11 protein-coding genes are annotated in these 11,827 nt (G+C 72.1%); 4 read left to right on the forward strand and 7 right to left on the reverse strand.

What is annotated here, in order from left to right:
• From DBR36_RS04850 to DBR36_RS17295, 3 genes are all read right to left on the reverse strand, one after another.
• On the reverse strand, positions 1–966 hold a 966-nt coding region (locus DBR36_RS04850), incomplete at its 3' end, for a glycosyltransferase family 2 protein (protein ID WP_258222571.1).
• Complete coding sequence (locus DBR36_RS04855; RefSeq protein ID WP_108317815.1) at positions 963–1,955, reverse strand: hypothetical protein; 993 nt, start codon at positions 1,953–1,955, stop codon at positions 963–965. The genes DBR36_RS04855 and DBR36_RS04850, both read right to left, overlap by 4 nt.
• Positions 1,952–2,944, reverse strand: coding sequence for a WcbI family polysaccharide biosynthesis putative acetyltransferase (locus DBR36_RS17295; RefSeq protein WP_146185233.1), 993 nt, complete (start codon positions 2,942–2,944; stop codon positions 1,952–1,954). The genes DBR36_RS04855 and DBR36_RS17295 overlap by 4 nt, the downstream gene beginning before the upstream one ends.
• A gap of 6 nt (positions 2,945–2,950) precedes the next feature.
• On the opposite strand from DBR36_RS17295, the gene DBR36_RS17300 reads away from it, so the two are divergent.
• Genes DBR36_RS17300 through DBR36_RS04875 form a run of 4 tightly spaced genes read left to right on the forward strand, consistent with a single transcriptional unit; the run spans position 2,951 to position 7,045 of the window.
• Complete coding sequence (locus DBR36_RS17300; RefSeq protein WP_219927613.1) at positions 2,951–4,099, forward strand: glycosyltransferase; 1,149 nt, start codon at positions 2,951–2,953, stop codon at positions 4,097–4,099.
• A complete protein-coding gene (locus DBR36_RS04865) occupies positions 4,096–5,232 on the forward strand; it encodes a glycosyltransferase (protein WP_108317817.1) in 1,137 nt (378 codons plus the stop codon). Before DBR36_RS17300 ends, DBR36_RS04865 begins: the two co-directional genes overlap by 4 nt.
• A complete protein-coding gene (locus DBR36_RS04870) occupies positions 5,226–6,233 on the forward strand; it encodes a hypothetical protein (RefSeq protein WP_108317818.1) in 1,008 nt (335 codons plus the stop codon). Before DBR36_RS04865 ends, DBR36_RS04870 begins: the two co-directional genes overlap by 7 nt.
• The gene (locus tag DBR36_RS04875; protein WP_108317819.1) at positions 6,230–7,045 is read left to right on the forward strand and encodes a glycosyltransferase family 2 protein; all 816 of its coding nucleotides are present in this window, start codon (positions 6,230–6,232) and stop codon (positions 7,043–7,045) included. Before DBR36_RS04870 ends, DBR36_RS04875 begins: the two co-directional genes overlap by 4 nt.
• A 22-nt stretch (positions 7,046–7,067) precedes the next feature.
• On the opposite strand, the gene DBR36_RS04880 is transcribed toward DBR36_RS04875, so the two are convergent.
• The 4 genes from DBR36_RS04880 to DBR36_RS04895 all read right to left on the reverse strand — a co-directional run.
• Positions 7,068–8,750: a glycoside hydrolase family 13 protein gene (locus tag DBR36_RS04880; RefSeq protein WP_108317820.1), complete on the reverse strand. Its 1,683-nt coding sequence runs from the start codon at positions 8,748–8,750 to the stop codon at positions 7,068–7,070.
• Positions 8,751–8,778: 28 nt separating this feature from the next.
• On the reverse strand, positions 8,779–9,705 hold the full coding sequence (locus DBR36_RS04885) for a carbohydrate ABC transporter permease (RefSeq protein WP_219927614.1): 927 nt from the start codon (positions 9,703–9,705) through the stop codon (positions 8,779–8,781).
• Positions 9,702–10,616 carry a carbohydrate ABC transporter permease gene (locus tag DBR36_RS04890; RefSeq protein WP_108317821.1) on the reverse strand — a complete coding sequence of 305 codons (915 nt, stop codon included), beginning with the start codon at positions 10,614–10,616 and terminating at the stop codon, positions 9,702–9,704. Before DBR36_RS04890 ends, DBR36_RS04885 begins: the two co-directional genes overlap by 4 nt.
• On the reverse strand, positions 10,613–11,827 hold a 1,215-nt coding region (locus DBR36_RS04895), incomplete at its 5' end, for an ABC transporter substrate-binding protein (RefSeq protein ID WP_108317822.1). The genes DBR36_RS04895 and DBR36_RS04890, both read right to left, overlap by 4 nt.

The raw sequence follows: 11,827 nt of genomic DNA on the forward strand, positions 1-11,827 counted from the left end.
GGCATCCATCGTCACCGCGGAGTGGGGATACGCCGCGAGGAACGAATCCGCGCAGACGAATGCCGCCGCGGGCGAGGGCGTCCCGGGCAGCACGACGAGCAGATCAGCGTCACGCGAGAGCACCCCGCGCGCCCCGGAACCCTCGACCGGGATCCGCCGCGTGAGCAGGAGGCTCTGGCGGTTGCCCTCGTCCGCGCGGTCGACGCCGTCGCGATCGGCCCAGTCGGGACCGTCGTGCCACGCCACCGCGTCGCGCACATGGGCGAGGACGGCGCCCGACTGCCAGGCCCGGTGCGCCCACTCCCAGTCCTCGCCCCCATAGGACGAGAAGGTCTCGTCGAAACCGCCCACCTCGTCGAAGAACGCCCGCGAGCAGGCGAGGACCGCGCTGATGACGTAGCGGTAGGACCGATCGTCGGCGCGCAGCAGATCACCGGTGCGCGCGTAGGCCTCTCGCAGCCACGCGGGTTCGGTCAGCTCGTGCCGCGGGCCGATCGCCTCGATCGGTTCGTCGGCCGCGAGCCCGGACAGATCGGCGTGACGCCGGCGCCCCACCGTCACGGCCTCGGGCAGCAGAGCGGGCAGCCGGGAGAGGTGGCGGATGTAGGCGGGTTCGGGGGTGGTGTCGGCATCCAGGAAGCAGAGGACGTCGCCGGTGGCGGCGGATGCACCCAGGTTGCGGGCGGCGGCCGCGCGGAAACCGAGGTCGTCCTGGCGCACGAGACGCACTCCCTCGGGAACCACGGGAACCCGGGGAGAACCGTCGTCGGCGACGATGATCTCGAGCAACTCGCGGGGGTGGTCCTGTCGGGCGAGCGCTGCGAGCGTACGCGCCAGCTCGTCGGGCTGCGAGTAATGCGTGACGATGACGCTGACCCGCGGGGGACGCGGCCGTCGGTGGGCGACGAGGTCCCAGCGATTGCCCGGGACCCACGGCATCCGGTCGTTCCATCCCTCGGGGATCACGCGGACACCCCGCTCCACCAGCGCAGGTACGCGCGTGCGCCGTCGGTACGGCCGAACGGCACGGGGTCGGCCCCGTGCCATGTCGACGATGCGTCGGCGCGGGCGGCGGCGACTGCGCGGGCGAGCTCGCCGGCCTCGACGACCGCCAGCGTTCCGGGTCGGAGTCGCGCCATCTCGTCGACGTAGCGATTGCGCACGGCCACGGGTCGCCGGCCCCACCCGACCCACGACGCCAGGGATCCCGACGCCGAGACGTGGCGGTGCGCGATCACGGGCACGGCGACGCGGGCCACGCGAGCCGCCATGTCGACGTCGTCGAGCCACCCCGTCACCTCGACGGCGACCCCCAGCGCCTCGGCGCGGCGGACGAAGGCCTCGAGATCCGCGGCGTGCCCGTCGGAGGCGCGTCCGAGCACCGTCAGCCGCGCGACCCCCGCGGTGACCGCCGCGGCCAGCGCCTCGTCGTGCCCCTTGCCCGGGTAGAAGTAGCCCAGGACGCCGACGGCGTCGTCATCTCCCTCGTGGTTGCGCACGGCGCGCGCCGAATCGACGGGCAGGGGGACGACGCCGACCGCGCCGCTCCAGACGCCCTCTTCGCGCAGCAGCTCGCGCTCGTGCGCGCTGTTGACGACCACTCCCCGCGAGGCCTCGGTGACGGCGCGGTAGAACGCCGCCCGCCGGGGCCGGTTGCGCGGGCCGTCGGACTCCTGCGGGACGTCGTGCAGGGTGACGGTGAGCGGATGCCGCGCCGCGAGCGCCGTCACGTGATGCGTCGCCTCTTCGGGCGAAGCGCCCCACAATCGGTCGGTCACGTGCGCGTGCACCGGGGTGCCGGGCGCGAGCGCGGCGACGGCGTCCGGGGTGGCGACCCGCGCGCGGCCGTCCAGGCGCACCACCTCGGCCGCCGTGTCGCGGGCGTAGACGGCGACCCCGTGCGTGCCGGGGTGGACGAGGAGGACGGGCGGGGCGGCATCCGGGATCGTGGTCATCGGGCGGTGCTCCAGGTGCGGATGAGCGGGGTCATCCGGTCGACGACCGCGGCGAGAAGGGCGGGGCGCTCGGCGTAATACGCCAGGTGCGCCTCGCGGACGACGTCGGCGGGGACGGTCTCGCCACCGACCGTCCAGTCCGGGCGGGGCGCGCTGTCGAGCCGCCACGCGTCGACGACCCATTCCTCGAGCGGCGCGCGGACGGATGCGAGGATCGGGCGGCCCGGATCGACCACGCGTCCCGGGGCCCCGAGCGCCGCGACGATCCGCGCCCCCAGCGGGAGGAAGAGCGCGTTGCCCGGGTGGTTGACCGTGCGCGCGAGGTCCGCGACCACCGGCTCGAGAAGATCGGATGCCGCGACATCGAGACCGAGTCCCTCACGGCGTCGCAGCTCGGCACGGGACGCCTCGGCGATCGCGCGCACCGCGGCGGGCGGAAGGGACGCGGGCACGGCGAGGCCGGCGGCACGGGCGACCGTTCGGACGTCGTGATACGCCACCAGCGGCGGATCCTCGGGGAAGTCGGCCAGGCGCAGCACCGCCTGGAACGGGTGCAGTCCGGCGAAGCGCACGGCGGGCACCGTCACGGTGCGGGCCGCGGCGGGGAGCGATCGGCGCAGCTGCGCGGTGCCCAACGGCATCCCGCGGTAATCGTCCCGGATGGGCTGCGCGACGAGGAAGGCCGCCCCGGCGAGGAGGCGGTGCAGGCGCTCCGCGTCGGCGCTCGTGAGTTCGTGCACCGCGGGCACGCGTACGGCGGGGAGCGCGTCGGACGAGATGACGAGGCGGAGGGATTCGGCCTGGCAGTTGCCCACGACCACCCCGTACCCGGCGGGAGGAGGGACGTCGCCGAAGAAGACGGCGTAATGGGCTCGACGCGCTATCACCGCGTCGTCGTGGTCCGCAAGGCTTCCGTCCCGCGTGTGCTCGCCACCCATGATGAGAACGTATCCGTCGGTGTCGTCGTCGTCCCAACCGCCCCGTTGCATTGCGATGTGCCTGGCGATGCGGTACGCGCACCGCCATGCCCGCACGCACGAGGAGGAGAGAAGATCGTCGTCACCACCGTTCCCCCGGTCCGCGTCGCGGCCGTGCCGTCGGCGCACCCGTACGTCACCGCCGTCACGGACCCGGAGCACGTCCACCTGCTCGCCGACCCGCCGCCCCCGGGCGCGCCGGCCGGACAATGGTGGCCGCCGCAGGTGCTGCTGCCCGCGTGGCTGCGCGCGAACGCCGACGACTTCGACCTGGTCCACGTGCATTTCGGCATCGAGTCGTACCGTCCGTCCGAGTTGGCGCAGACGGTCGCGACCCTGCGCGCTCTCGGTCGCCCCCTGGTCTACACGGTCCACGACCTGGAGAACCCTCAGCTGGTCGACCAGAGCGACCACCACGCCGCGGTCGCGGTTCTCGCCGAAGGCGCCGCGGTCCTGATCGCGCTGACCGACACGGCCGCGGCGGACGTGCGCGCCCGCACCGGACGCGCGCCCGTCGTCATCGCCCATCCGACCCTGCTCGGCGACGGCGAGCGCCCCGTCGGCACCGCGCACGAGGCCGTCCGCATCGGCGTGCACCTGCGGGATCTGCGCCCCAACATCGACGGCGTCGGGACGACCGCCACCCTCGTCCGGGCCATCGCCGACCTGCGGTCGCAGGGCGCCCGCGTCGAGGGCGTCGTGCGGCTGAACGAGAGGGTGCGGGATGCCGAGGCTGCGGCATCCATCGAACTGCTTGCCCGCGACGCCGACGGCGTCCGCGTCGAACGCGGCCCGCGGCTGGACGACGACGAGCTCGCCACGTGGCTCGCCGACCTCGGCGCGTGCCTGCTGCCGTACCGCCACGGCACGCAGTCGGGTTGGGCGGAACTGTGCCATGACCTGGCCGTTCCCGTCATCGGGACGCGCGTGGGGCACATGGCGTCCCAGCACCCCGGCGACTTCCACACCTTCGGCGTCGGCGATCCGATCTCACTCGCGCGAGCCATCGTGGATGCCACCGACCCCGCGTGGTCGAGTCCGGGAACGCCGCGGCGCGCGGCCGAGGTCGCCCGGCGACGCGAGGAGCGCACGGCCGAGCGCGACGCCGTGCGCGCCGCCCACCTCGAGGTGTACCGCTCGGTGCTCGCGGCGGAGGACGCGGCATGATCCGGGGACAGCGTCCGTTGCGCGTCCTCGTCGTCGCCCCCAGCCGATACCCGCTGCGCCAGCCGCACGCGGGTGGGCTCGAGGCCTGCGTCTGGGATCGCGTGCGCTGGTTGCGCGATCGGGGCCATGAGGTGACCCTGTGCGCGGCGGAGGGGTCTGACTTCCTCGGCGAGACCCCGGAGTTCCGCCTTCCGGTTCCGGAGTGGACGCGTCCGGAGGACTCGTCCGACACCGACTACCCCGTGGGGTACGGAGACGCCGTCGATGCGGCCTACGACTCGGCGCGCGATCGACTGCTCGCCGACCGGCATCTCTACGACGTGGTCGACAACCACAGCCTCAACCCCGCCCCCATCCGCTGGAGCCGCGAAGCCGGCATCCCGGTGGTGACGACCCTGCACACACCGCCCCTCGAGCCCCTGCTCGAGGCTGCGGCGGAGGTGCGCGACAGCCCGCACCGCTTCGTCGCGGTCAGCCAGGCGACGGCCCGGGCGTGGTCGATCGAAGGGGTCGACGCGTTCGTCTTCCCCAACGGCATCGACACCGACCAGTGGGTGCGCGGCGACGGCGGAAGCTCGTGGGTGTGGTCGGGCCGTGTCGTGCCCGAAAAGGCCCCTCACCTGGCGATCGAGGCGGCACGCCACGCGGGCGCCCACATCACCCTGGCCGGCCGCATCGGCGATGCCGACTACTTCGAGCAGGAGATCGTGCCGCGCCTGGGCGCGCACGCCCGCTACGTGGGTCCGCTGTGCCAGCCCGACCTGTGCCGACTGGTCGGCTCGTCGGCCGTCGCGCTCGTGACACCCATGTGGGAGGAGCCGTTCGGCCTGGTCATCGCCGAGGCCCTCGCGACGGGGACTCCCGTCGCGGCCTTCGACATCGGGGGCGTGTCCGAGGTGCTGGCAGGCATGCCCGGCTCGGCCACCGTCACCCCCGGCGACGTGGTCGCCCTCGCCCAGGCCGCGTCACGCCTCGCGGCGGAGGGTGCGCGCGAGCCCCTGACGCGCGTGTGGACGCGGCGGGCCGCCGTCCGCCAGCACTCCCTCGCCCAGCGCTACCGCGAGGTCGAGCGCGTGCTCGCCCACACCGCGCAGCCCGCGATCGCCCGGCGGGTGCCGGCGGTGTCGTGGTGATCGGCTGGTACGTCCACCACCACGGCTACGGCCACGTCGCGCGGTTCCTCGCGGTGCACCCCCACCTGCGCGCACCCGTCGTGGCCTTCTCGTCGATGCCCCGCCCCGCGGGGCTCGCCCCCGACGTGGAGTGGGTGGAGCTGCCCCCGGATGCCGATCCGTTCGACGGTCCCGACGGCTCGATCGTGGACCCGCGCGACGCGGACCCGACGGCGCGCGGCGCGCTGCACTGGGCCCCGCACGCGCACCCGGGTCACCGCGCGCGCCTGGCATCGATCGCCGCGGCCGCGGTGGAGCGGGAGCTGCAGGCGTTCGTCGTGGACGTGAGCGCCGAGGTCGTCGCGTTCGTCCGGCTGCTCGGCCTGCGCACCATCGCCGTCACGCAGCCGGGGACGCGCACCGACGCCCCGCACGCCCTCGCCTACGACCTGGCCGACCGCATCGTCGCACCCTGGCCGCACGGGGCCGTGCCCACCGACGGCCTCGCGGCCCACGGAGACCGAGTGGTCTGGACCGGGGGGATCTCGCGCTTCGACGGGCGCGACGCCGCGGACGAGGCCGAGGCGAGGTCGGTGCTGCTGCTCGGGCGCGTGCTCGAACCCGCGATCCGCCTGGAGGCGACGCGACGGCTGCAGGACCGAGGCTGGACGGTGACGGCGATCGGCCACGACGCGTCCTCGCGGGTCGACGATCCCTGGCCGCTGCTCACGCACAGCACGGTCGTCGTCAGCGCAGCGGGACAGAACAGCGTCGCCGATCTCGCCGTCGCCGGCGCCCGTGCCGTGGTCATCGCGCAGGAACGCCCCTTCGCGGAGCAGGAGCACACCGCGGACGCTCTGGAACGCTGGCGGCTGGCGCGTCGGGCCGACGCCTCGGTCTCGGCCGCCGCGCTGGTCGACCTCGTCGAGCGGGCCGCCGGCGACGAACCGGACTGGAAGCGCTGGCAGGCCGCGGGCGCCGCGCACCGCATGGCCTCCGCCGTCGAGGCGGTGCTGCCGTGACCACGGCCGTCATCACGGTCGCCTCGCGCTCCCGACGCGAACACCTCGCGCGTCAGCGGCGTGTGCTCGCCGAGGTCGCGGACGACATCGTGCGCGTGGAGGCCTGGCTCGACCAGACGCCCCCGGAGGGCATCCCGGATGCCGAGACCCGCACGATCCACGTTCCCCCGGGTCCACACGGGCTCCGGGTCGGCGAGGGACGCAACCGCGCCGCCGCCGCCGCGATCGACGCCGGCGCCGATCTGCTGATCTTCCTCGACGTCGACTGCCTGCCCGGACCGGGGCTGCTGCCCGCCTACCGTGCCGCCGCCGCGGCTCACCCCGAGGCACTGCTGGCGGGAGCGGTGACCTACCTGGCGAGCGTCCAGCGTCCCGAACGGGCCGCTGACCTGCCCTTCCTGGTGCGTCCCCATCGCGCGCGCCCGGCCCTCGCGCCGGGGACGACGCGGGCGGCGACCCCGTCCGAGTTCGACCTGTTCTGGTCACTGTCGTTCGCGGTGACGCCCGGGACCTGGGCCCGCATCGGCGGCTTCCATCCCGGATACGAGGGATACGGCGCCGAAGACACCGACCTGGCCTGGACCGCGCGCGCGGGGGGCGTCGAGCTGCGCTGGGTGGGCGGAGCGGACGCGTTCCACCAGTGGCATCCGGTGTCCTCGCCGCCGTGGCAGCACCTGGACGACATCCTGCGCAACGGCGCGACCTTTCATCGCCGATGGGGCTCGTGGCCCATGGGCGGGTGGCTGGACGCCTTCGCGGCCGCCGGTGCGATCGAGCAGCGCGGCGACGGGTGGGTGCGGACCGGCGCGTGACTTCGCGCCGGTCCGCGTGGCCTCAAGACCGGCGGAGCCACACCGTCGTCTCGCCGGGAAGGGAATCACCGTCGAGCTCGCGACTCGAGACGAGGATCTCGCCGTCGGGCAGCGGCGCCGCGCTCTCGCCGAAGTTGGTGACGACGACCCAGCCGCCGGGCCGCTCGAACGTCACCACATCCTCGCTTCCGGCGTCGACCCACGAGAGCTCCTCGTCCGCCTGCAGCTCGTGCCGCAGTCCGAGCGCGCGGCGATAGAGCGCCAGCGTCGACGCGGGGTCCTGGTCCTGCAGATCGACGGCGTAGCGGGCGAACCACTCCGGCTGCGGAAGGTGCGCGCCGCCCGCGCCGAAACCGAACGCGGCGTCGGACGCGGTCCAGGGCAGGGGGACCCGGCATCCGTCCCGTCCCATATCCACCCCCGGGCTGCGGAAGAACGTCGGATCCTGGCGCTCGGCGTCGGGGATCTCGGCGACCTCGTGCAGGCCGAGCTCCTCGCCCTGGTACAGGTACGCCGAGCCCGGCAGACCCAGCACGAAGAGCGCGGCGGCCCGCGCGCGACGCTCGCCGCGCTCCGCGTCCAGCGCGGGGGTACGGCCGCCGGAGAGCAACCACTCGTTTCCGTGCTTGAGGGTGGGCCGGCCGTCCGCGCCGCGCTCGGCATCCGGCAGCCCGTAGCGGGTGGCGTGCCGCACCACATCGTGGTTGGACAGCACCCACGTCGTCGACGAGCCCGACTCCGCGGCGAGGGCGAGGTTGTCGGCGACGATCCGACGGAACTGCCCGGCGTCGAAGTCGGCCTCGAGCAGGTCGAAGTTGAACGACTGGCCGAGACTCTCGGCGCTGGCGTACAGCGGCACGCGCGAGGGGTGCACCCACGCCTCGGCAACGGCCGTGCGGGGCGGGTCGTACTCGTTGAACACCGCGCGCCACTCGGCGTAGACCTCGTGCACGTCGTCGCGGTCGAGCAGCGGGTGGGTGCCGTCGATGGGCATCGCCTCGAGCTCGGCCCGCGAGGGCAACGGCTCGGTGAGGTCCTTGGTGAGCATGTGCGCCACGTCGATGCGGAACCCGTCGACGCCGCGGTCGCTCCAGAAACGCAGGGTCTTCACGAAGTCCGCGCGCACCTCGGGGTTCGCCCAGTTCAGATCGGGCTGCGAGACGTCGAAGTTGTGGAAGTACCACTGCCCGTCCGCCACGCGCTCCCAGCCCGCTCCGCCGAAGACCGACACCCAGTCCGTGGGCGGTTCGGCGCCGTCGGGACCGGTGCCCTCGCGGAAGATGTACCGCTCGCGCGCCGCCGACCCGCGCCCCGCCTCGAGCGCTTCCTGGAACCAGGCGTGCTTGTCCGAGGTGTGGTTGGGCACGATGTCGACGACGACGCGGATGCCGTGGGCGTGCAGCTGCGCGATGAGCTCGTCCATGTCGGCCAGCGTCCCCAGCCGGGGGTCGACGTCGCGGTAATCGGCGACGTCGTAGCCGCCGTCGGCCAGGTCGGACGGGTAGAAGGGGCTGAGCCAGACGGCATCCACCCCCAGTTCCGCGAGATACGGAACCCGCGAGGTGATGCCGGGGATGTCGCCCAGGCCGTCGCCGTTCGTGTCGGCGAAGCTGCGCGGATAGACCTGGTAGACCACGGCCTGACGCCACCAGTCGGGGGCGTCGGAGAGGACGCGGGCGTGCGGGGAGGGTGCGACGGTGGTCACGGTTGTCCTTTCGGGGGGGGGTGATCGGTCAGCCCTTGACGGCGCCCTGCGTGACGCCCGCCATCACCCAGCGCTGGGTGAAGAGGTAGGCGACGATCGCGGGAGCCATGGCCATGAGGTACGAGGCGAAGGCGACGTTGTAGTTGTTGCTGAACTGCGTCTGGAACAGGTTCTGGCGCACGGGCAACGTCTGCAGGGCGGGGTCGCTGATGATGAGCGAGGGCATCATGAAGTCGTTCCAGGCGTAGAGGAAGGCGAAGATGCCCACGGTGGCGCTCATGGGGGCGAGCAGCGGGAAGATCAGTCGCCAGAACGTCTGCCAGGTGGTCGCCCCGTCGATGCGCGCGCTCTCTTCGAGCTCGAGCGGGATGGAGCGCAGGAACGCCGTGAACAGCAGCACGCTGAAGCTCAGCTGGAACATCGTGGCGAGGATGATCACGCCGGCGGGGTTGTCGAGCCCGACACGACCCGTGAGCTGGATCTGCGGCAGCGCCACGACGGGGAACGGGATGAACATCGCCGCGAGCAGGTAGAAGAACGAGTAGCGGAACAGCTTGCGGTCCCAGTTGCGGGCGATCGCGTACGAGGCGAAGGCCGCCAGGATGATCGTCGCGACCACCGTCCCCGCGGTCACGAGCAACGAGATCGCCAGGCCGACGGGGAACTTCGTCAGCGTCCACGCCTGGACGAAGCCGTCGAAGCTGATCGGCGAGGGCAACGAGAAGGCGTTGCCGTCGACGACCTGCGTTCCGCTCTTCAGCGCCATCGAGACGGTGACGTACAGCGGCAGCAGCACGGTGAGGGCGCAGAGCACGAGGATGGTCGTCGTCGACCAGTTGATCCGCTCGGTACCCACGCGCCGGATGCGGCGGCGCGGGGCAGAGGTGCCCTGGCGATCGGGGACGGAGAGCTCGGCCTGCTCGAAGGCGAGGGCGGGCTGGTTCAGAGCGGTCATGACAGGGTGTTCCTTCCCCGGGTCAGCGAGAGCTGCAGGAGCGAGATGACGACGGCGACGACGAAGAACAGGGCGGCATTGGCCATCTGGTACGCGTAGTCGCCGCCGTTGAAGCCCAGGATGATGGACATCGCGACGCTGCGGGTGGCGGTGCCGGGGCCGCCGCCGGTGAGGCCGACGATGATGTCGTAGGCGTTGAGGAAGCCCTTGAAGCCCAGGATGACGTTGATGACGACATACCCGGCGACCAGGGGCAGCGTGATGCGCAGAAGCTGTTGGGTCTTGCTGGCGCCGTCCAGGCCGGCGGCCTCGTAGACGTCGCCGGGGACGGAGAGCAGACCCGCGATGTAGATCAGCAGCGTCCCGGGGATCGCCTGCCATGCGGTGACGATGACGATCGCGACCCACGCGAGGTCGGGATTGGCCAGGAGGCTGGTCTCGAGCCACGGGATGCCGAGGGCCGCTCCCGCCTCGGGCACGGAGTTGCTGAAGAGGAAGTTGAAGACGTAGGCGATGATGATGCCCGAGATCACCATCGGGATGACGAACACCGTCCGCAAGGCCTTCTTGAACCGGATCTGCGCGGTCAGGCCCACGGCCAGCAGGAACGCCGCGACGTTGACGACGAGGACGGTGGCGATCGAGAAACCGAAGGTGAACAGGTACGCCTGCAGGATCGCCGGGTCGCTGAAGATCGCGATGTAGTTCGTCAGCCCGGTGAAGTTCCACTCGCCCAGCCCGATCGAGTCGGTGAAGCTGAAGAAGATGCCGATCAGACCGGGAACCGTGATCGCCAGGGTGAACAGCGCCAGGGTCGGTAGCAGGAACAGGTAGTAGATCGGTTCGACGCGTCGGGTGCTGCGCCGGGCGGAGGCCTTGCCTCCGGTGACGATGGTGGTCGTGGTGCTCATCGCGCGGCCTCCTCGCCAGCGGCATCGTTCGTCGAGGCCGGGGGCTGGCGGAACGCCAGGCGCGACCAGTCCTCGTCCATGGTGCGCAGGGTGGACTCGGGGGAGGCGCCGAAGATCATGGCCTGGGCGTAGTTGAAGGTGGGGATGGTCTTGGGCACCAGCACCGAAGCGCCCTGGTAGATGCGCCCCTCTTCGTAGTAGGGGACCATTCCGGCCACGCGCGGATCGCTCGGCGAGGGGGCGTCGGTCGTCGGGGCGAAGCCGAGCTGCGACTCGTTGTACGCCTCGATGACCTCGGGCTGATAGAGGTACTCGAGGAAGTCGCGCGCGGCATCCTGGTGCCGGGAGGCCTCGGGGATGATCGCGGCGAGGTCCATGTTGACCCGGACCTTCAGATCGGCGGGGTCGTCGGTCATCGGCAGCGGGAAGGTTCCGACGGGCAGATCGGGCGACGTCTTCGCGATCTCGCCGAGCGCCCACGGCCCCTGCAGGTACATGGCCGCCTCGCCCTGGGCGAACGCGAGGTTGCCGTCGCCGTACGCGCGGCTCTCGGCATCCGCGTTGGTGTAGTTCTTCGCCAGATCGAGCATGCGCTGCATCGGCTCGGTGAAGTCCTTGGCGAACGAGACGCGCGAATCGGGGCCCACCCGGTCGCCCTCGGCGGCGAGGGAGTCGAAGAAGTCGATGACGTCGAGGGAGCCGCCGACGGAGTAGTCGTACCAGCCCTGCGCGACGGTCCAGTCGTCTTTGAACGTCCCGTAGAACGGGGTGACGCCGTTCTGCGTCAGGGTGTCGGCGACCTGGACGAGCTCGTCGTAGGTGGTGGGCACCTGCAGTCCGAGGCGGTCGAAGATCTCGGTGTTGTAGATGACCGAGGCGGCCATCACCGAGTACGGCAGCGCACTCGTGCGTCCCTCGCAGGATCCGTACTGGTCCATGAGCGGCTGCAGGTCTGCGCGGACGCTCGCCGCCGCGGCGGTGCCGCCGAGATCGGTGAGCGCGCACCGCTGCACGAAGCGGGCGACCTCGTAGTTGTAGTTGGCGAGCATGATGTCGGGCGGGTTGCCGCGCACGAAGCTGGCCGACACGACGTCGACGCCCGAGCTGTCCATCTCGACGCGCACCTTGTCCTGCGAGGCGTTGTAGCGGGCGACGACGTCGTTCATGAACGTCAGCGCCTCGCGCTTGCTGAAGGTGAAGCGGATCGTCTC

This window comes from Microbacterium sp. HMWF026 (genome assembly GCF_003061325.1).
Classification (GTDB): domain Bacteria; phylum Actinomycetota; class Actinomycetes; order Actinomycetales; family Microbacteriaceae; genus Microbacterium; species Microbacterium testaceum_E.